This is a genomic window from Ruegeria sp. YKSD163 (assembly GCF_059612905.1).
Window position 1 is genome coordinate 94683 of the sequence record NZ_JBXWRM010000010.1, and the last position, 20265, is coordinate 114947.

Here is a 20265-nt window from a genome sequence, read left to right on the forward strand (position 1 = left end):
TTACCTGCTTTCTTGTTCTTCTGCCTGGGCCCCGGCTGGGGCTGGTTCATCTTGGGTAAGGGCGGCGGCGGATGCAACCCGGGCAGCCAGCCGCTCAGCAAAACCTGATTGCGCGAGAGTAAACGCAAGCTTGACTGCCGCCGAGATGCCGGTGGCATCGGCGCTGCCATGAGACTTGATCACGGTACCGTTCAGCCCCAGGAAAACGCCGCCATTCACGCGGCGCGGGTCGATCCGCTTGCTGAGCCGCTGGAGCGAGGTCACCGCGAGCAGCGAGGCCAGCCGCGACAGCGGCGAGTATTTGAAGGCCTCGCGCAACAGCGAGCCGATCATCCGCGCAGTGCCTTCGCCGGTCTTGATCGCCACATTGCCGGTGAATCCGTCTGTGACGATCACGTCACAGCGCTTGCCGGGAATGTCGCTGCCTTCGACAAAGCCTACGAATTCGAAGTTTGCGCGATCCGCGTAGTCCGCGATCAGCGCCTGCGCTTCTTTCAGTTCGGCCTTGCCCTTGTGCTCTTCGGTACCGACATTGAGCAACCCGACACGGGGGCGGGGCAGGTTCATGCCGTTTCGCGCATAGGACGCGCCCATCAGCGCATATTGCAACAGGTCGCGGGCATCGGCGCGGATATCAGCGCCGGCATCGAGCAGTACGTTGAACCCCTGCGGATTGCCAGAGGGGAACAGAATCGCGATGGCCGGGCGGGTCACGCCGGGCAGGCGCCGCAGCCGCAGCATGCTCAGCGCCATAAGCGCGCCGGTATTGCCGCAGCTGACGGCGCCGGCGGCCTCGCCGTTGCGCACCGATTCCAGCGTCGACCACATCGAGGTGTTCTTGCCGTTGCGCACGACTTGGCTGGGCTTGTCCTCCATCGTGACCACATCGACGCAATCACGAAAAACGACGCGTCCGTCCAGAACGCGCCGCTTGGCGACCAGCTTTTTCAGCCTGTCTTCAGGGCCGTGCAGAATGAACCCCACATCGGGGTTCTTCTTTGCCGATTTCGCAATGCCTGCCACCACGACCGAGGGACCCGCGTCCCCGCCCATGGCGTCAACCGAGATGATGATCTGTCCGGACGCATTGCCGGTCTGATCGGGCTGAGCCGTCATGCCGTGGCCTGCTCCAGATCGGGCTTAGGCCGCGTCTTCGTCCAGCTCGATCTCGTCGGCCTGAGCAACGACTTCGCGGTCGTCGTAATGGCCACAGGCGGCGCAGACATGGTGCGGGCGCTTCAGCTCGCCGCAATTGCCGCATTCGTTCGGGTTGGCAGCAACCAGGGCGTCATGCGCACGGCGCATGTTGCGACGCGATTTGGATACTTTGTTCTGTTGGACAGCCATTGTCTCAACCTTTGTCTTAACTGAGGGCCGCAGACAGCGCCGCAGGCCGGTTTCATTCTTCGTTTCCCAGAAGGCGTGACGAGCGTTTAGGCCGCAGCCCCCGCATTGTCCAACCCTAAATCCGATTGAGCGCGCGAAAATACTGCGATTCTCGCCACGTTCAAGGGGTTTTTCTGACCGCTCCCTATGGCAGGTTTCACCGCCCTTGTCATGAGTCTTTTTTGAGGGTTTCGCGCAGTGCCGCCAGCCCGGCAAAGGGTCGCGTTTCCTCGTCCGTCATGGCCTGTTTGCCCGGCTCGGTGAACACCGCCTGGCCCAGATCGACGCCTTCCTTGCGGGGATAGGCGGGCAGGTTCAGCGCCAGCGCTTCGCTCATAACGGCGTTCAGGTCGATCGTCGCGCGCAGCGGTTCGGCCTCGTCATCCTCGGTGGCCATCTCGGCCTCTTCCTCGTCCGGCTCGGTCCAATCGGCAAGAAACAGCCGGGTCAGCCGCGTATCTATCCGGGTGGTGACCGGGTCCAACGTGACCACGCAGGGCTGGATCACGGTAGCGCCCAGCTCGGCCTCAAGCCGCCAGTCCCGCTTGCCCTCGGCCCTGATCGTGCCGTTGAATCGCAGCTTGCGCAGGCCGTCCAGGCCCAGCTCCTGCGCAATCTCGGCCAGTCGGGCAGGGCCGGGACGCAGGTCGAAGGCGGTAACGCTGTTTTGTGGCAGATCTGCGACCCGCAACACGGTTTCGTCGGACATTGGTGCGCTTTCGTCTGTTGAACCGGAGCAAAGGTTTCTGTAATCGGGATAAAAGGCGCGCGAGGCCAAGGCAAGGGGGCAGGAATGTCAAAGACCGCAGGGTTGCTGAAACCGGTGTTCCGCATCGTGGCTATCGGCCTCACCGTCGGTGCGCTGACCGCCTGTACCGCCATCTACCGCAATCACGGCTATGTCCCCACCGCCGAGGAGCTGGCGGCGATCCAGGTCGGAGTCGATACCCGCGACAGCGTGGTGGAGGCCGTCGGCACCCCCAGCTCCTCGGGCCTGCTGAATGAAAGCGGCTATTACTATGTCGCGACCCGCATGCGCCATTATGGTGCCCGCGCGCCGCAGGTCGTCTCGCGCGAACTGGTGGCGATCAGCTTTGACCAGCGCGGCGTGGTCCGAAATATCGAGCGTTACGGGCTGGAAGACGGGCGGGTGATCCCGCTGGAACGGCGGGTGACCAGCTCCAGCGTCGAGGACAAGACCTTTATCCGCCAGCTGCTGGGCAACCTGGGCAATTTCAACCCCGCCAACGTGATCAACTGATCGGCAGTATCTGTCACCCCGGCGTCACATCTTGTGTGCTAGGGATCGGCCCACTAGGTTTGACCTGTTCAGTGGAGGGCCGCGTGATGCCGGATGCCGTACTGTTGAGCAAGGGCCGCTATCGCGCGCGTCTGGCGCTGGGGCCTGCGGATATCGCCGCGGCTCAGGCGCTGCGGACACGCGCCTTTCGCACCGCGACACCCGACCGGGACCGTTTCGACAGCGTCTGCGACCACATTCTGGTCGAGGACATGCGACAGGGTGGCGCCCTGGTGTGCTGTTTTCGCATGTTGACGATGGAGGGCGGCGCCGAGATCGGGCGCAGCTATTCGGCGCAATTCTACGAACTGACGGGGTTGCAGAGTTTCGAGGGGCGCATGGTCGAGATGGGCCGTTTCTGCATCCATCCCGACCATCACGACGCCGATATCCTGCGGGTGGCCTGGGGGGCGATGACCACATTTGTCGACCGGACCGGGGTGCAGATGCTGTTTGGCTGTTCCTCTTTTGCGGGCACCGAGACGGCCGACTATCTCGACGCCTTTGCAATGCTGAAACACCGCCATCTGGCGCCCAAGCGCTGGCTGCCCCGGGTCAAGGCGCCCGATGTGTTCCGATTCGCCGCCCGCCTGCGGCGCAAGCCCGACGCCAAAAAGGCGATGCTGCGGATGCCGCCGCTGCTCAGGACCTATCTGCTGATGGGGGGCTGGGTCAGCGACCACGCGGTGGTGGACCGGCAGATGAACACGCTGCACGTGTTTACCGGGCTCGAGATCGGCGCCATCCCGCCCGCGCGCAAGCGGCTGTTGCGGGCGGTGGCGGGCTAGGGTGCGCACAAGGGGCGTTGACGCCATGCGGGGCGCGGTTTAGCTGGCGCGCATGACACGTATTCCTCTGTTGCAGATGACCGGCATCTCGCTGACCTTCGGCGGCGAGCCGGTATTTTCCGATCTCGACCTGGTGGTTCAGCCGGGTGACCGCGTGGCGCTGGTTGGGCGCAACGGATCGGGCAAATCCACCCTGATGAAGGTGATGGCCGGGCTGGTCGAACCCGACGCGGGCGAGATCGTGATCCCGCCTGGCAAGTCGGTCGGTTACATGGAGCAGGACCCGACCATGACCGGGTTTGCCACGTTGGGCGACTACGCCTCGAGCGGGCTGGAGCCGGGCGAGCTCTACAAGGTCGAGCGTGCCGGTGAGGGGCTGAAGTTCGACCCCGCCCGCGCGGTCGAGACCGCTTCGGGCGGCGAGCGGCGCCGCGCCGCGCTTGCCAAACTGATGGCCGAGGCGCCCGAACTGATGCTGCTGGACGAGCCGACCAACCATCTGGATATCGAGGCAATCGGCTGGCTCGAACGCGAGCTGTCCGCCACCCGCGCCGCCTTTGTGCTGATCTCGCACGACCGCGCCTTTTTGCGTGCATTGACGCGCGCAACCCTTTGGATCGACAGGGGAATGGTGCGCCGTCAAGAACGTGGGTTCGAGGATTTCGAGGCTTGGCGCGACAAGGTCTGGGAGGACGAAGACACCGCCCGGCACAAGCTGAACCGGCTGATCAAGTCCGAAAGCCGCTGGGCGGTCGAAGGCATCAGTGCCCGGCGCAAGCGCAATCAGGGCCGGGTGCGTGCGCTGCAGGCGCTGCGCGCTGAACGCGCCTCGCAGATCAAGCGTCAGGGCACGGCAGCGATGTCGCTGGATGCGGGTCCGAAATCGGGCCGCAAGGTGATCGAGGCGCAGGGGTTGACCAAGGCGTTCGATGGCAAGCCCATCCTGCGCGGGCTGGACCTGACCGTGCTGCGCGGCGACCGGGTCGCCTTTGTCGGTCCCAATGGGGTGGGCAAGACCACCGTGCTCAAGATGCTGCTGGGCCAGGTCGAACCGGACAGCGGCACCGTTCGGCTGGGCACCAATCTGGAGATCGCGGTATTTGACCAGACCCGCGCCCAGCTCGACCCCGAGATGAGCCTCTGGGACAGCCTGACCAGCGACCCCGAGATGCGCGTTTCGGGCAAGGCCGATCAGGTCATGGTGCGCGGCCAACCCAAACATGTGGTCGCCTATCTCAAGGATTTCCTGTTTGACGAACGCCAGGCGCGGGCGGCGGTGAAATCGCTCTCGGGTGGCGAGAAGGCGCGGCTGTTGCTGGCGCGTTTGATGGCGAGGCCGTCGAACGTGCTGGTGCTGGACGAACCGACCAACGATCTGGATGTGGAAACGCTCGACCTGCTGCAGGAGATTCTGGACGATTACGACGGCACCGTGCTGCTGGTCAGCCACGACCGCGATTTCCTCGACCGCGTCGCCACCACCACCGTTGCGATGGAGGGGGATGGCCGCGCCGTGGTCTATGCCGGAGGCTGGTCGGACTATCGCGCCCAGCGGGGTGAGGATGCGCCGAAGGAAGACGTAAAATCAAGACCTTCTGCGCCAAAGACAAAGCAAGAGGTGAAGCCGAAATCGGGCCTGACATTCTCGGAAAAGCACCGGCTTGAGGCGCTGCCGGCCGAGATCGCCCGGCTTGAGGCCGAGATCGCCAAATTGCAAGAGCTGATGGCCGATCCCGAGCTTTATACCCGTGAACCGGTCAAGTTCCAGAAAGCGACCGAAGCGCTGGTGCAGCGGCAAGAGAAACTCTCTGCCGCCGAAGAGGAATGGCTGGCGCTGGAAGAAAAGGCCGAGGCCGGGTAACCCCAGCCACGGGCCAAAGGCTCAGCGCATCCGCAGCGCGCCGTCGAGGCGGATCACCTCGCCATTGAGATAGCCCATCTCGACGATGAACCCGGCCAGACGGCCGTATTCGCGCGGGTCTCCCAGGCGGGCGGGGTTGGGCACATCGGCGGCCAGACCGGCGCGCACCTCTTCAGGCAGGCCCATCAGCATCGGCGTCAGGAAGATGCCGGGTGCGATGGTCATCACCCGGATCCCGGTCGAGGCCAGATCGCGCGCCATCGGCAGGGTCATGCCCACAACGCCACCCTTTGAGGCGGAATAGGCCACCTGGCCCTTTTGCCCGTCAAAGGCCGCGACCGAGGCGGTGTTGATGATCACGCCGCGCGCGCCATCCGGTTCTGGTTCGTTCTTTGCCATCTCAACGGCGGCCAGGCGCGCGACGTTGAAGCTGCCGACCAGGTTGATGTCGATGGTGCGCTGGAAGGCGTCCAGGGGATGCGCGCCTTCCTTGCCCACCGTCTTGATGCCATAGGCGATACCGGCGCAGTTCACCGCTGCGGTGATCTTGCCCATCTTCTCCATGGCGTGGGCGATGGCGGCGGCGACCGAGTCTTCGCTGGTCACGTCGGTCTGGGCAAAATGCCCGCCGATCTCGGCGGCGACCTTTTCACCGCGTTCAGCATCGCGGTCGAGGATAGTCACCTGCGCGCCGTTCTCGGCGAAATAGCGGGCGGTTGCCTCGCCCAGACCGGAGGCGCCGCCAGTGATCACGGCTGCGGTTGTGTCGAGTTGCATGGGCCTCTCCCTGATATGAACATATGTTCAATAATCCGGTGCGGGTGCGTCTGTCCAGCTTTGTTGCATGCGCCTGCGGTCGAGCCAGGCCAGCGGACGCAACGTTTTGCCCATAGGCGGCCACCAGGCCCAGGTACCGCCGAGGGGGCGGGTGCGGGCGCCGGTGCCCAGCTTGAACCGGGTCAGGCCGGGGATCTGTTCGGTCTCCACCGGGCCGAGGTCAAATCGGGTCGCGCCTTGGGCCGCGAGCCAAGTCATCGCTTGCCACATCAGCAGCGTCTGGGCGCTGGCGGCGCGACCGGCCGGTGTGCTGTGGCCGATGTGATAGCTGGCCGCCGTGCCGTGACGCAGGATCAGCAGGCCCGCGACGGGGGTGCCGCGCTGGCGGGCGGTGAACAGCTGCGTCGCGCCGGGATTGATGCGGGCATAGGCCAGCGTCAGGGCGGTGGGCCAGTTGCGATAGCCGCGCGCGCGCTGTTGCGCGGCCTCGGCGGTGAGCAGCCAATGGGCGGGGTCCAGCGGCAGTGGACCCTGGGTCACGTGCAGGTCCTGGCTGCGCGCGTGACGCAGGCGGTTGCGCCATTTCTGGTGCAGCCCCGCCATCAGGTTACCGGTGAGATCCAGTTCGGCCACATGGGCCGGGGTGATCAATGGCACCGCCCCCAGCCGTTCGAGGCCCGGGCAGGATGCGTCCGGGTTCATCAGGATCAGACTGCGGCGCAGCCCAGCGCGGGCGATCAGACCGGGTAGAGCCTGTGGTGCGAGGTGGGCGCGGCTGAGCAGGGCGATGGGTATCCCGCCAATGCGCCGTGTCAGCACCAGTGTTCCGTCGTCCAGTCGCGCCGCCCGCTGTCCGCAAAGTGTCAGCGTGGCGGCGAATTCGGCGCTTTGTTGCAGGGGGGGCGAAGCGAGGGCGATGGTATCGAACATGGCGTCATTAACCGGTTCGAAACCTAAGACCGGGTTAATGCGATTATGAAACGGGTATTTGGCCAGGGGATCGCCGCCCCGAGACCGACACGGGCCGCCGCCGCCCTGCTGGCGGCCATCCTGTCTGGCGTGCTGCTGTTGGGGGGTATGGCCCTGTTCTGAGCCCTTTGGGGGCAAGGGGGCGCTGCCCCCTCGGCCCTGGCGGGCCTCACCCCCGGAGTATTTAAGGCGAAATGAAGGGGCGGTTGATCTACGCCAGTTGTACAAGCGCGTGGCGCTTCTTGCCCGCGCTGAGCTTGATCGGTTGGGCGAGATCACCCGCCTCGATCATCATCCCGGCATCGGTCAGCGGGGCGTCGTTCAGGCGCGCGCCGTCCTCGGCGATGAGGCGCTTGGCCTCCTTGCCGGATTTGGCGAGGCCCGATTTCACGATCAGTTGCACGATGGATGCGGGCAGGTCGGCGGCGCCAAGGGTGAGGGTGGGCAGGTCGTCGCCTATACCGCCCTTTTCGAACACCTCGCGCGCGGTGGCCTCGGCCGCGGCGGCCGCCTCGGCCCCGTGACAAAGGGCGGTGACCTCGTTGGCGAGGATCACCTTGGCGGCGTTGATCTCGGAGCCCGACAGCGCGCCCAGACGGTCGCATTCGCCTATCGGAAGCTCGGTGTAGAGTTTCAGGAAGCGGCCTACATCGGCATCGGTGGTGTTGCGCCAGAACTGCCAGAATTCGTAAGGCGACCGCATGTCGGGGTTCAGCCAGACGGCGCCGTCCTGGCTCTTGCCCATCTTCTTGCCGTCAGACGTGGTCAGGAGCGGCGAGGTGAGGCCATAGACCTCGTGGTCGATCACCCGGCGGGTCAGGTCGATGCCGTTGACGATGTTGCCCCATTGGTCCGAGCCGCCCATTTGCAGGATGCAGCCATAGCGGCGGTTCAGTTCCATGAAATCATAGGCTTGCAGGATCATGTAGTTGAATTCGAGGAAGCTGAGCGACTGTTCGCGGTCGAGGCGGGATTTCACGGACTCAAACGACAGCATCCGGTTGACCGAGAAATGCCGCCCGATGTCGCGCAGGAAATCGAGATAGTTCAGATCGGCCAGCCATTCGTCGTTGTTGAGCATCAGCGCCGCGTTCTCGGCACCGCTGTCATAGTCGATATAGGCGGCAAAGACCTTGCGGATCCCGGCGATGTTCTCGTCGATCTGGGCGGGCGTCAGCAGCGGGCGTTCGTCGGCGCGGAACGAGGGATCGCCCACCTTGGTGGTGCCGCCGCCCATCAGGGTGATCGGCTTGTGCCCGGTCTTTTGCAGCCAGCGCAGCATCATGATCTGGATGAGGCTGCCCACGTGCAGCGATTTGGCGGTGGCGTCAAAGCCGATATAGCCGGGCTGGCATCCCTTGATCAGCGCCTCGTCAAGGCCCTGGTAATCGGTACAGTCGGCGAGAAAGCCGCGCTCCATCATCACTGCGATGAAATCCGATTTGGGATGGTAGGTCATGTCTTGCCTCGGGGTTGGATTGCGGGGCACTTATAGGCGGCAGTTGAACAAAGGAAAAGGCCATGAAGAGGGCCATCGGGCGAGAGGGGCCGGTGACGGCGCTGGGGGCAATGTCTGGCACGTCGCTGGACGGGGTCGATGCGGCGGTGGTCGAGACCGACGGTCTGGCGATTTTTGGGTTCGGGCCGGTGGGCTACCGCGCCTATTCGCCCGAGGAACGCAGCGTGCTGCGCGCCGGGCTGGGGCGTTGGGCCGGGCCCGAGGTGGAGGCGGCGGGCGATCTGGTGACGCGGGCCCATGCCGAGGCGCTGGCCGGGTTCGAGGGCGTCGATCTGGTGGGGTTTCACGGACAGACCCTGGCGCATGAGCCGCGCGGGCGCGGCACCTTGCAGGTCGGCGATGGCGCGGTTTTGGCCGCCGCCCTGGGGCGGCCGGTGGTCTGGGATTTCCGCAGCGACGATGTGCAACTGGGCGGCGAAGGCGCGCCATTGGCGCCGTTCTTTCACTTTGCCTGTGCCAAGTGGATCGGCGCCAGCGAGCCCTTGTGTTTTCTCAATCTCGGCGGGGTGGGCAACCTGACCTATGTGGACCCGTCATTTGAGCGGCCCGAGGTGCCCGGCGCTCTGTTGGCCTTTGACACCGGGCCGGCCAATGCCCCGGTCAACGATCTGATGCAGGTGCGGCTGGGGCTGCCGATGGACGAGGGCGGCGCGGTGGCGCGGGTAGGCACGGTGGAGACCGGCGCGCTGGAGCTGTTCCTGGCCGAGCCCTATTTCGCAAGAATGCCGCCAAAGTCTCTGGACCGGAACGATTTTGCCGAGATGATCGGGTTGGTGTCGGAACTCAGCGACAGCGACGCGGTGGCGACGCTTACTGCCATGTGTGCGGCGGCGGTGGCGCAGGGGATGGAGCATTGCCCGCGCCCTCCCGCGCGAGTGCTGGTCACCGGCGGCGGGCGGCACAACCCGGTGCTGATGGAGATGCTGCGGGTCTCGCTGGATTGCGCCGTTGAGCCGGTCGAGAGTGTCGGGCTTGATGGTGACATGCTGGAGGCGCAGGCCTTCGCCTATCTGGCTGTACGGGTGGCGCGGGGCCTGTCAACATCGTGCCCCGGCACCACCGGCGTGAGTGCGCTGGTGGGCGGCGGCATGGTCAGCCTGCCCGACGATGCATGACGGGGACGCTGACCCGTTGAAAAAATTCGTCGAATTTTTTCGCCCCTAGGAGTATTTCCGACCCGAAAGAAGCCTATGTGCCGTTTGAGAGCTGTCAGTCCGGACGCGTGAAATCGGCCCAGACCGGCAGATGATCCGAGGCGATGGGGGCGGGACGCTCGGCAAAGACGCCATGCGCAACGGCGCTCAGCTCCGGGCTGTGTGCGATCCGATCCAAAGCGCCCACTGGGCGCGGCGCAGGAAAGCTGGGCCGGGCCGGAACGAAGCGCAGCATCGGCGCCAGATGATCCAGCACCGGCTGGCGCGACCATTCGTTGAAATCGCCGGCCCAGACCGTGGGCATCGGCGGCAACCGCTCCAGATCGTGGGCCAGATGCACGATCTGGTCCCGGCGCGAGGCCGCGAGCAGGCCAAGATGCAGGCCCAGCACCCGCAGAGATCCGATTGGGGTGTCGAACTCGACCCGAACTGCGCCGCGCGGCTCGAATCCCGGCAGGTCGTGATGGGCGCTCGCAAGCTGGGTGATGCCGGCGCCCTTCCAGATCACCGCATTGCCGTGCCAGCCCAGCGATCCGGCGCCGCCTAGGTCCACCACGTTCCAGCCGGCCTCCTCCAGCACGAAATGCGGCAGGGCGGCGGGACGCGGCGGCAGGCGTTTGTCGGCCTCTTGCAGCACGGCGATATCGGCGCCGAGCGCCCCCAGTACCTGAAGGATACGGCGCGGCTGGCGGCGCAGGTCCAGGCCCACGCATTTCTGAATGTTGTAGCTGGCAAGGCGCAGCGTCGGGGCTATCGTCATCGGTTGCGTCATGGCTCCTGTCCTCCGTCATGCGGCAGCGCGCGGCGCGGTGCAAGGGCCGGATCGCGGGATTTGCTTGACATGTGCAGGACCCCGCCGTTCTGTGCCTGCATGGAACAGAAACGCCCCGTCGACGCGGCCGGAGCCGTGGCCCTTGTCGGAATTGCCGCGCTGTTGGCCTTCAACCAGGTGGTGATCAAGGTGACCGGTGGCGGGTTTGGGCCGGTTCTCCAGGCCGGGCTGCGCTCGGCTGTCGCATTGGTCTTTGTGCTGGTATGGATGCTTGCCCGACGCAAACCGATGGCTTTCCCGCGCGCGGCCTTGATGGGCGCACTGATCACAGGCTTGCTTTTTACCATCGAGTTCATGGCGCTGTTTGCCGCGCTCGATCTAACGTCGGTCTCGCGGGTGTCGATCCTGTTCTATTCGATGCCGGTCTGGCTGGCGCTGGGCGGTCACTTTCTTTTGCCGGGCGAACGGCTGTCCGGAGCGCGGGTTCTGGGATTGGTGCTGGCCATGGGCGGGGTGGTGCTGGCGCTGCTCGAGCGCGATGCCGCGCATGTGAGCCTCTTGGGCGATGCGCTTGCTGTATTTGCTGCCATGTGCTGGGCCGGGATCGCGCTGGGAGTGCGGCTGACACCGATGGCCCGCGTCCCGGCGGAAATGCAGCTGATAAGCCAACTGGTGATCTCGGCGCCGCTGCTGCTGTTGCTTGCGCCGCTGACTGGGGAGAGCCTGCGCGCGCCCGAGCTTCTGCATTGGGCCGGGCTGCTGTTTCAGGCGGTTGGCGTGGTGGGGCTCGGATTCGTGATCTGGTTCCGGCTGCTGGCCGTTTACCAGGCCAATGGCGTGGCCTCGTTCAGCTTCCTGTCACCGGTGCTGGCGGTGATCTTTGGCTTGCTGCTGTTGGACGAGCGGGTGGGCGCCCTGGTCTGGCTTGCGCTTGCTCTGGTCGCGGCCGGGATTGTCTTGATCAACCGGCGCTGAATGGGGCGCCGGAGCGGGGGCGCTGCCCCCACCTACAAAATTCGTCGAATTTTGCAGGCCCCCCGGAGTATTTTGGGCGAAATGAAGGGTCAGGTGCCGCAGAACGTGGCCTGTACGACCTCGTTTTCCGCTGGTGGGCGGGTCAGGTCGATGTGATCCGGTTGATCCTCGTAAGGACGGGAAAGCACGGTATGGAGCCTGTTGAACGGGGCATAGTCGCCGTTTGCCGCCGCCGCGATCATTTGCTCGACCCGGTGATTGCGCGGGATGAAGGCGGGATTGGCGGCCCGCATCACAGACAGGGACGCCGCCTCTTGCCTAACGCGCTGCTGCCATCCCGTGGCCCAGCTGTCATAGGCGGTCGGGTCGGTGAACTGATCACGCGCCCTTGGGCCGCCCAGGGCGCGGAACGTGTTGGTGAAATCGGCTCGTTCGCGGGTCATGCGGGTGAGCAGGTCCGTCACCAGCGTCTTGTCGGCCTCGTCGGGCTGATCGATGCCTATCTTGGCGGCAAATACGCCAAGCCATTCGCGTTCCAGCAGGGCGGGCATTGCATGCACGATCCCGGTGGCCTCTTCGACGGCGGCCTCCTTGTCCTCGACCTGCTGGATCAGCGCGGTGGCCAGCTGTGCCAGGTTCCAGACCGCGATATCGGGCTGGTTGGAATAGGCATAGCGCCCATAGCGGTCGATCGAGGAATAGACGGTATCAGGATGGTATGTGTCCATGAACGCGCAGGGGCCATAGTCGATGGTCTCGCCCGCGATCGAACTGTTGTCGGTATTCATCACCCCATGGATGAACCCCACCCCCATCCAGCGCGCGATCAGTCGCGCCTGGGCATCGCGGACGGCGGTCAGCAGGCCCATTGGCCCATCGGCATCCGGATAATGGCGGGCGATGGCATAATCGGTCAGCCGTTTCAGATGTCCGATCTCGCCGCGTGCGGCAAAAACCTGGAACGTGCCCACCCGCAAGTGGCTTTGCGCCACGCGGGTCAGCACCGCACCGGGCAAGGGCTGCTCGCGGCGCACTGTCTCGCCGGTTTCGACCGCCGCCAATGCGCGGGTGGTCGGGATGCCGAGGGCCGCCATCGCCTCGCTCACCACATATTCGCGCAGCACCGGGCCCAGCCAGGCCCGCCCGTCACCGCCACGCGAATAAGGCGTGCGCCCCGCACCTTTAAGCTGGATGTCGCGGCGGATGCCGTCGCTGCCCAGTACCTCGCCCAACAGGATCGCGCGCCCGTCGCCCAGTTGCGGGTTGTAATTGCCGAACTGGTGCCCGGAATACAGCTGGGCCAGCGGCTCGGCGCCTTGCGGAACGGCGTTGCCGGCAAAGACCTGCGCCATCTCCTCGACCTCGCCGGGGGCAATGCCGAGAAGGCGGGCCAGATCGGCGTTGAAGGCGACCAGGCGTGGTGCGCGCACCGGGTCGGGCACCTGCGCGGAAAAGAACCCGGCCGGGAGGCGGGCATAACTGTTGTCGAAGGGGATCGTGATTGTCATGCGCCCAAGATATGCTGGAGCGAGCGAAAGACCAGCCCCAAGCGAGGTAGCCGATGCCCGATCATATGAGCGCCGAAGAGATCATCCGTCGCCTCGAACTGGAACCCCACCCCGAGGGCGGCTGGTACCGGCAGACCTGGATCGCCGACACTCCCGGCCGCGCCAGCGGCACCTGCATCTATTTCCTGTTGAAATCGGGTGAGCGCAGCCATTGGCATCGGGTCGACGCGACCGAGATCTGGCTCTGGCACGCGGGCGCGCCGCTGGTCCTGTCGATGAGTGCGACCGATACCGGCCCCGCCACCGATCACCTGTTGACGCCCGACCTGAGAGCAGGTGCCCCGCAACTGATCGTGCCGCCCGGCTGGTGGCAGGCGGCGCGCAGCACTGGCGAATACACGCTGGTCAGTTGCACCGTCTCACCCGGTTTCCGGTTCGAGGGGTTCGAACTGGCGCTGCCCGGCTTCGACATACCGCGTCGTTGAGAAGCGGCGATCTTGCCGTTCGTGGCGGGAAATGCGGGTTTTGCTGTTTCCAACGTGACATCCCCGCTCCGAAGTCTTGCGACACTGGTGCGATTCCAAGTCCCCGCAGCACGAGGCGAGGTGCCGGGCGCAAGATGAAAACACCCTGGTGGCTAAACCGTTGGTCATCGTAATGACGGTGAATGCGCTTGCAAAGCCGGTCGGGCCCCGTGGCCCGTCCGGTTTCGGCCTGTCCGGCTGGGCATCAATGTCGTCACAACAGATGCCTGAGCAGGCCGAAAAGCTCGCTTTGCGAGGAAATCGCCAGTTTGCGATAGAGGTTGCGACGATGGACCTTGCTGGTCTCGCGGGCGATCTCCAGGGTCAGCGCCGCCGAGCCGTTGGAATGGCCCTGCATGACCAGGGCGGCGATCTGCGCCTCGCGTTTCGTAAGGCCGATCGCCAGCTTTTCCCGTGCATGCGAGCGTATCAGTTCGGCCAGCGACGGTGTTTCCACCGGCGTGTTTTCAGAGCGGCGTGGGTCGAGCAGGGTGACATGTTGGGTCAGCAGTTCCAGCAGGACCGGCGCGTGATGCTTCAGACATTGAATCTCGCGCCGGCGATAGGGGCCCATCTTGTCGAACCGGCTGATCGACAGGTGCAGCCGGGTCCCCGACGGCAGCGGAGCAAGCAGGCCCACCTCGTCGCACAGCCCGGTCTTGCGGTAATACTCCAGATAATACTCGCTGGAGAAAAAGCGGTCCGGCGCGATCTCCGCCAGCCGGTAGAATCCGCCGCCGCGGGGCAGGTCGCGAAACTGAAAGAACGGGTCAAAGGCATAGGTGTTGTCGACATATTCGGTCAGCGCAGAACTGGGCAGTTTCTTGGCCATCAGCCAGGCGTCCAGCATCAACGGCGCCTTGCCGGGATCGAAGCGGAACATAAGGAAGGTCGCAAAAGGCATCCGCGCCCGGAACAATCGGCGATAGGCAGGAAAGAAGGCGGGCGTGCCCACGGTGGCCATCGCCCGGCGCAAGCGCAGAATATCCCGTTCGGTCAGGTTCATCACGGTAAAAATACCTACATTGGGGGCAATATCAGCCGAAAAATACCCCAAGAGGGGTATATCCCCTGGGTCTGTTTGGGGCAATCATCAAGTGAAAGACGTATCCGTCAGGATGCCGCGACCAGATGGGGGGCGCATTTGACCAACGCGATCAGCGCACGTGCCTTGCGCAAGGTGTATCCGGGAAGTCCTCCGGTCGAGGCCCTGGGCGGTGTCGAGATCGACATAGCCGACAACGAGTTCTTTACGCTGCTTGGCCCCTCGGGCTGCGGCAAGACCACCATCCTGAGGCTGATCGCGGGCTTCGAGCATCCGACCTCGGGCACGCTTGAGATGTTCGGGCAGAGCCTACTGGACCTGCCGCCCTACAAGCGCCAGATCAACACCGTGTTCCAGAGCTATGCGCTGTTTCCGCACATGACGGTGGCCGAGAATATCGGTTTTGGACTGGAAATGCTGGGCAGGCCAAAGGCCGAGATCAGACAGACCGTGGGCGAGATGATGGAACTGGTGCAGATGTCGCATCTTGCGGATCGGCAGACCGGCCAGATCTCGGGCGGTCAGCAGCAGCGCGTGGCGCTGGCCCGGGCGTTGGCGCCCAAACCCCGCGTGCTGCTTCTGGACGAGCCGCTGAGCGCGCTGGATTTCAAGCTGCGCAAGAACATGCAGCTGGAGCTCAAGCGGCTTCAGACCGAGACCGGCATCACCTTCATCTTTGTCACCCATGACCAGGAAGAGGCTCTGACCATGTCAGACCGGATCGCGGTGATGTCCGATGGCGCCATCCGCCAGATCGGCAGTCCGCGCGAGATCTACGACCATCCCGCCGACCGGTTTGTCGCCGATTTCATCGGTGATACCAATTTCCTTTCGGCGGATGTGGTCGAGAACAGGGACGGTGCGGCGACGCTTCGGCTGGGCTCGGGGCGCACCATCGCCGCCCGTGCCGCTGGCGGGGTCACGGGGCGTGTCACCATCGCGGTGCGCCCCGAACACGCCCGGCTGGGGCCGCCCGCCGAGGGGTTGCTTTCCGGGGTGCTTTGCGACGCGGTCTATTTCGGCACCGACACCCATTTCCACGTGACCCTCGAAGACGGCACAACCTTTGTGCTGCGCCAGCAGAACAGCCCAGACACCACGCTGGGATTTGCGACCGGCGACACGGTGGGGGTGTGCTTTCCCGCCGAGGTTGCCCAGGTGCTGAGGGACTGAGCGATGGCGGAGATACCGGATATCACGGCACGCCGCGCGGCCCGCAACCGATGGCTGCTTTTGATGCCGGCTTTGGCCATCCTGCTCCTTGCCGCCAGCGGACCCTTGCTGATCACGCTGGTCTATTCCTTTCTCAGTCCGGGGGATTATGGCGGCGTCGAATGGCAGCTCTCGTTCGATGCCTGGTTCAACGTCTTCATGCAGCGCGACATTTTCGATGACACGCTGGGCTGGTCGGATGCGCATCTGAGCATCTTCTGGCGGTCGGTGAAACTGTCGGCGCTGACCACGCTGGCCTGTCTCGCCTTCGGCTTTCCCACCGCCTATTTCATCGCCACGCGACCGAAAAAGCAGCGCGACCTGTGGATGCTGCTGATCATCATTCCGTTCTGGACCAACCTGCTGATCCGCACCTTTGCCATCCTCGAGCTGATCCGCAACGAAGGCACGGTGAACACCGTTCTGATCGCGCTCGGCATCATCGACGCGCCGATCCAGATGCTGTTCACCGAATTCTCGATCCTTCTGGGCATGGTCTATGTCTATCTGCCGCTGATGGTCCTGCCCATTTACGCCTCGATGGAGCGGTTCGATTTCCGGCTGGTCGAGGCGGGCTATGATCTATACGCAACCCGGCTCCAGGTGTTGCGCCGGGTGATCCTGCCGCTGGTCAAGCCGGGGGTGATCGCGGGGTCGATCCTCGTCTTTGTGCCTTCGCTGGGCGCCTATGTGACGCCGCGCGTCATGGGCGGGGGCAACCAGTTGATGATCGGCAACCTGATCGAGCTGCAATTCGGGCAAGGCCGCAACTGGCCGCTGGGGGCTGCTCTATCGATCACGCTGCTGGCGATCGTGATGGTGGCGCTGCTGGCCTATGTGCGCGCCGCCGGCAATGACGAGGCCCACCATGGCTGAGCGCGTCTTTGACATCCGCAAGCAGACCGGGTTCACCACCATCGCCTTTGCCTGTTTCGCCATGCTCTACATGCCGATCATCCTGCTGGTGGTCTATTCCTTCAACGCCGGCACCTCGATCGCCATCTGGGAGGGGTTCTCGTGGCGCTGGTACGCCTCGGCCTGGGAGAACGAGCAGGTGCAGGAGGCGACGCTGCGCTCGCTGGTTGTCGCGCTCTGGGCCTCGGGCATTTCGACCACGGTTGCCGTGCTGGCCGCGCTGGCCACCACCCGCACGCGACGGTTCCGGGGGCAGACCGCGGTGTTTGCCCTGATCAACCAGCCGCTGATGGTGCCCGAGATCGTGACCGCCGTGGCGCTGTTGATCTTTTTCGCGATGATCAAGGTCGCCACCGGCTATACCGGGTTGGCCTATCTGATCATCGCGCATTCGGCCTTTTGCATCCCCTTTGCCTATCTGCCGATCCGGGCGCGGCTTCAGGGCATGGACCTGAGCCTGGAACAGGCCGCCGCCGATCTCTATGCGACCCCGTTTCAGGTGTTCCGCCGGGTGACCCTGCCGCAGCTGTGGCCGGGTATCCTGGCGGGTGCGATGCTGGCCTTTGTCATCTCGCTGGATGACGTGGTGATCACCGAATTCGTGAAATCCGCCGGTCAAGACACGCTGCCCACCTATATGTTGGGCCAGCTGCGCCGCGTGGTGACGCCCGAGATCAACGCCATTTCCACCGCCCTTCTGGGCATCTCGATCACCATGGTGATCGCCTACACGCTGCTGAGCAAATTCAGAAAGTAATACAACAAAGGGAGAGTACTGATGAAAAAGGCACTGACGGCACTGACCCTCGTTCTGGCCGGCCCCGCGCTGGCTGAGGGAGAGTTGAACATCTTCAACTGGGGAAACTATACCTCGCCCGAGATGATCGCCAAATTCGAGGCCGAGACCGGCATCAAGGTCACGATCACCGACTACGACAGCAACGACACCGCGCTGGCCAAGATCAAGGCGGGCGGGCACGGGTTCGACATCGTGGTGCCCTCGGGGACCTATATCCCGATCTTCGTGGGCGAGGGGCTGCTGATGGAAAGCAAGCCCAACCAGATGGAGAATTTCAAGCATATGGACCCGCAATGGGTCGATGTGGAATTCGATCCGGGCCGCAACTACACCGTGCCATGGCAATGGGGCACGGTCGGGATCACCGTCAACACCTCGGTCTATGGCGGTGACATCAACACCGCCGCGCTGATCTTTGATCCGCCCGAAGAGCTGAAGGGCAAGATCAACGTGGTGCCCGAGATGAACGATGTCATGGGCCTGGCGATCCGCTATGCGGGCGGCGAGCAGTGCACTGCCGACAAGGAAATCCTGAAAAAGGCGCGCGACATCCTGCAGGCGGCCAAGCCGCACTGGCTGTCGATGGATTACGGCAATATCGAGAAATACGCCAAGGGCGACCTGGCCGCTGGCGTGAACTGGAACGGCGCCTCGTTCCGGGCCCGCAACCAGAACCCCGATATCGCCTTTGGCTATCCGCAAGAGGGTTTCCCGGTCTGGATGGACAATGCCGCGATCCTGAGCGATGCCAAGAACGTGGAAGAGGCCAAGATCTTCCTCAACTTCATCATGGATCCGGAAAACGCCGCCATGCTGTCGGCCTTTGCCCGCTATGCCAACGGCATCAAGGGGTCCGAGGCCTATATGCCCGAGGACATGAAAACCGCCCCCGAAGTGGTCGTGCCTGACGAGCTGAAAGGCGCGGCCTTCGTGTCCAAGACCTGCCCGCCCGAGGCGACCAAGCTGTATACGGCGATCTGGACCGAACTGCAAAAGTAACCACCCTGCGGCTCCGTCCTCGGACGGGGCCGCTCTTTTTTGACCGGAGCCCGCCCATGCCCGCCGATATCATCATTCACAACGGCTCGCTGATCACCTTTGACGAGGCCCAGCCGCAAGCACAGGCGCTGGCGATCCAGGGCGGCGTGATCGCCGCCGTCGGCAGCGATGCTGAGATCCTGGTGCTGGCAGGGCCAGAGACACGGCTGATCGACGCGCGGGGCGGCACCGTGCTGCCCGGCTTTATCGACAGCCACGTGCATCTCTTTGGCGGCTCGGTCGAACTCGACTGCCTCAGCCTTTACGGGGTCAGGGGGCTGGACGCGATGCGGGAGGCGATCCTACCCTATGCGCAGGCCAACCCTGATGACGCGCTCGTCTTTTGCGTGATGGCCGACTACGGCATCCTCGGCACCGGCCACACCCTGACACGCCATGATCTGGACAGTATTCTGGCCGATCGCCCGCTGGCCATGTTCGCCCCCGATCACCACACCGTCTGGGCCAATACCGCCGCGCTCGAGGCGACAGGGCTGTTGCAGGGCGGCGAGGTCGATGCGGGCTCGCTCATCGTGATGGGCGAGGACGGTCTGGCCAATGGCGAACTGCTAGAGCCCGGCGCTTATGGCCCGGTCCTGAGCCTGACCCGCCATGGTGGGCGCGAGATGCTGGGCCTGACCACCGGCAAGGACCCCGAGCCGCCCGCCACCCCCGACCAGCGCGCCCGCGACAAGGACGTGATCGCGCGCGGGCTGGCCCATTGCGCGGCGCAGGGCATCACCGGGCTGCACCTGATGGATGGCAACCGCTATCAGCTCGAACTGCTGACCGAGCTCGAGGCCGAGGGGCGATTGCTCTGCCGCTGCGAGGTGCCGTTCCACATGAAGGGCACCGACCCGCTGGAGAGGATGACGACCGAGGCGCCAGCGATGCGCGCCGCCTATCGCGGCGACAAGGTGCGTTGCAATCACCTGAAAATGTTCATCGACGGCGTGGTCGAAAGTGGCACCGCGCTGATGCTGCGGCCCTATCCGGGCGAGCTGGGCGCCAATGGCAATACCGGCGACGAGGTCTTTACCCAGGAGCATTTCACCGCCTGTTGTGTCGAGGCTGACCGGCTGGGCTTCCAGATCGCGGTGCATGCCATCGGCGATGCCGGGGTGCGGCGCACGATTGATGCGCTCGAAGCGGCCCGGCGCGCCAATGGTACGCGCGACAGCCGCCACCGGATCGAACATATCGAGGTGATCCATCCCGACGAAATCCCCCGGCTGGCGGAACTGGATATCGTCGCCTCGCTGCAACCGGGCCATGCGCCGCGCGGCCATATCTTCCCGCCCGGCGCGGTGGGGCAGTACCTGCATCCCGACCAGATCGCGGGGGCCTATGCCTGGCAAACCATCCGCGAAACGGGCGCGCGGGTCGTGTTCTCCACCGACTGGCCGGTGATCCCGGTCGATGTGATGCCCAGCATCCGCGCCGCCATTGCGCCGCTCGATCTCGGCCCGGATTGGCCGGACCAGAGTCAGTCGCTGATGGACACGCTGGCCAGCTACACACGCGACAATGCCTGGGTCGAGTTCAACGAGGCCAGCAAGGGCAGGCTGCAAGCGGGCATGGTGGCCGATATCGCCGTGCTGAGCCACGATCTGACACAGCTGGCCCCTGACGAAATCACACAGGCCGCTGCCATGGTTACGATCATGGACGGCGCCGTCACCTATCGGCGCGAGGCCTGACCGCGTAACCGGGCAGGGGGCTG

General features: G+C 64.6%; 20 protein-coding genes. 11 read left to right on the forward strand and 9 right to left on the reverse strand.

All coding sequences use genetic code 11. The features are described 5' to 3' along the window. From plsX to AC2FNA_RS14420, 3 genes are all read right to left on the reverse strand, one after another. Complete coding sequence (gene plsX / locus AC2FNA_RS14410; protein ID WP_496827645.1) at positions 1 to 1116, reverse strand: phosphate acyltransferase PlsX; 1116 nt, start codon at positions 1114 to 1116, stop codon at positions 1 to 3. A 24-nt stretch (positions 1117 to 1140) separates the two neighbouring features. Then, the gene (gene rpmF, locus AC2FNA_RS14415; RefSeq protein ID WP_011048200.1) at positions 1141 to 1347 is read right to left on the reverse strand and encodes a 50S ribosomal protein L32; all 207 of its coding nucleotides are present in this window, start codon (positions 1345 to 1347) and stop codon (positions 1141 to 1143) included. 208 nt (positions 1348 to 1555) lie between these two features. Continuing rightward, positions 1556 to 2095: a YceD family protein gene (locus AC2FNA_RS14420; protein ID WP_496827647.1), complete on the reverse strand. Its 540-nt coding sequence runs from the start codon at positions 2093 to 2095 to the stop codon at positions 1556 to 1558. Positions 2096 to 2179: 84 nt separating this feature from the next. On the opposite strand from AC2FNA_RS14420, the gene AC2FNA_RS14425 reads away from it, so the two are divergent. The 3 genes from AC2FNA_RS14425 (at position 2180) to AC2FNA_RS14435 (ending at position 5335) form a co-directional block, all read left to right on the forward strand. Further along, positions 2180 to 2647: an outer membrane protein assembly factor BamE domain-containing protein gene (locus tag AC2FNA_RS14425; protein WP_234145461.1), complete on the forward strand. Its 468-nt coding sequence runs from the start codon at positions 2180 to 2182 to the stop codon at positions 2645 to 2647. A gap of 86 nt (positions 2648 to 2733) precedes the next feature. Next, positions 2734 to 3474 (forward strand): GNAT family N-acetyltransferase, encoded by a 741-nt coding sequence (locus tag AC2FNA_RS14430; protein WP_496827649.1) that lies wholly within the window; start codon positions 2734 to 2736, stop codon positions 3472 to 3474. A 52-nt stretch (positions 3475 to 3526) separates the two neighbouring features. Beyond that, a complete protein-coding gene (locus AC2FNA_RS14435; protein WP_496827651.1) occupies positions 3527 to 5335 on the forward strand; it encodes an ABC-F family ATP-binding cassette domain-containing protein in 1809 nt (602 codons plus the stop codon). Positions 5336 to 5356: 21 nt separating this feature from the next. Here AC2FNA_RS14435 and AC2FNA_RS14440 read toward each other — a convergent pair whose 3' ends face one another. From AC2FNA_RS14440 to tyrS, 3 genes are all read right to left on the reverse strand, one after another. Then, complete coding sequence (locus AC2FNA_RS14440; protein WP_234145464.1) at positions 5357 to 6112, reverse strand: 3-hydroxyacyl-CoA dehydrogenase; 756 nt, start codon at positions 6110 to 6112, stop codon at positions 5357 to 5359. 27 nt (positions 6113 to 6139) lie between these two features. Further along, positions 6140 to 7042, reverse strand: coding sequence for a GNAT family N-acetyltransferase (locus tag AC2FNA_RS14445; RefSeq protein WP_496827653.1), 903 nt, complete (start codon positions 7040 to 7042; stop codon positions 6140 to 6142). A 250-nt stretch (positions 7043 to 7292) separates the two neighbouring features. Next, on the reverse strand, positions 7293 to 8540 hold the full coding sequence (gene tyrS / locus AC2FNA_RS14450) for a tyrosine--tRNA ligase (RefSeq protein ID WP_496827655.1): 1248 nt from the start codon (positions 8538 to 8540) through the stop codon (positions 7293 to 7295). Between the two features lie 62 nt (positions 8541 to 8602). Between tyrS and AC2FNA_RS14455 the strand changes: the two genes are divergently transcribed. Next, the gene (locus AC2FNA_RS14455) at positions 8603 to 9715 is read left to right on the forward strand and encodes an anhydro-N-acetylmuramic acid kinase (protein ID WP_496827657.1); all 1113 of its coding nucleotides are present in this window, start codon (positions 8603 to 8605) and stop codon (positions 9713 to 9715) included. A 94-nt stretch (positions 9716 to 9809) separates the two neighbouring features. Here the strand turns inward: AC2FNA_RS14455 and AC2FNA_RS14460 are convergent, their stop codons facing one another. Continuing rightward, complete coding sequence (locus tag AC2FNA_RS14460; protein ID WP_496827659.1) at positions 9810 to 10526, reverse strand: endonuclease/exonuclease/phosphatase family protein; 717 nt, start codon at positions 10524 to 10526, stop codon at positions 9810 to 9812. Between the two features lie 99 nt (positions 10527 to 10625). On the opposite strand from AC2FNA_RS14460, the gene AC2FNA_RS14465 reads away from it, so the two are divergent. Beyond that, complete coding sequence (locus AC2FNA_RS14465) at positions 10626 to 11501, forward strand: DMT family transporter (protein ID WP_496827661.1); 876 nt, start codon at positions 10626 to 10628, stop codon at positions 11499 to 11501. 89 nt (positions 11502 to 11590) lie between these two features. On the opposite strand, the gene AC2FNA_RS14470 is transcribed toward AC2FNA_RS14465, so the two are convergent. Next, complete coding sequence (locus AC2FNA_RS14470) at positions 11591 to 13009, reverse strand: protein adenylyltransferase SelO (protein WP_496827663.1); 1419 nt, start codon at positions 13007 to 13009, stop codon at positions 11591 to 11593. 53 nt (positions 13010 to 13062) lie between these two features. Here AC2FNA_RS14470 and AC2FNA_RS14475 point away from each other — a divergent pair, with 53 nt between their 5' ends. Continuing rightward, entirely contained in the window at positions 13063 to 13494 is a 432-nt protein-coding gene (locus AC2FNA_RS14475; RefSeq protein WP_496827665.1) for a cupin domain-containing protein, read from the forward strand. Between the two features lie 253 nt (positions 13495 to 13747). Here the strand turns inward: AC2FNA_RS14475 and AC2FNA_RS14480 are convergent, their stop codons facing one another. Then, positions 13748 to 14539: a LuxR C-terminal-related transcriptional regulator gene (locus tag AC2FNA_RS14480; protein ID WP_496827667.1), complete on the reverse strand. Its 792-nt coding sequence runs from the start codon at positions 14537 to 14539 to the stop codon at positions 13748 to 13750. Between the two features lie 138 nt (positions 14540 to 14677). Here AC2FNA_RS14480 and AC2FNA_RS14485 point away from each other — a divergent pair, with 138 nt between their 5' ends. Genes AC2FNA_RS14485 through AC2FNA_RS14505 form a run of 5 tightly spaced genes read left to right on the forward strand, consistent with a single transcriptional unit; the run spans position 14678 to position 20242 of the window. Next, positions 14678 to 15751, forward strand: coding sequence for an ABC transporter ATP-binding protein (locus tag AC2FNA_RS14485; protein ID WP_496827669.1), 1074 nt, complete (start codon positions 14678 to 14680; stop codon positions 15749 to 15751). A gap of 3 nt (positions 15752 to 15754) precedes the next feature. Next, entirely contained in the window at positions 15755 to 16666 is a 912-nt protein-coding gene (locus AC2FNA_RS14490; protein ID WP_496827671.1) for an ABC transporter permease, read from the forward strand. Continuing rightward, a complete protein-coding gene (locus tag AC2FNA_RS14495) occupies positions 16659 to 17462 on the forward strand; it encodes an ABC transporter permease (protein ID WP_496827673.1) in 804 nt (267 codons plus the stop codon). Before AC2FNA_RS14490 ends, AC2FNA_RS14495 begins: the two co-directional genes overlap by 8 nt. Positions 17463 to 17483: 21 nt before the next feature. Next, positions 17484 to 18503, forward strand: a complete 1020-nt coding sequence (locus tag AC2FNA_RS14500; protein WP_496827675.1) for an ABC transporter substrate-binding protein — start codon at positions 17484 to 17486, stop codon at positions 18501 to 18503. 56 nt (positions 18504 to 18559) lie between these two features. After that, on the forward strand, positions 18560 to 20242 hold the full coding sequence (locus tag AC2FNA_RS14505) for an amidohydrolase (RefSeq protein ID WP_496827677.1): 1683 nt from the start codon (positions 18560 to 18562) through the stop codon (positions 20240 to 20242). Positions 20243 to 20265 lie beyond the last annotated feature (23 nt).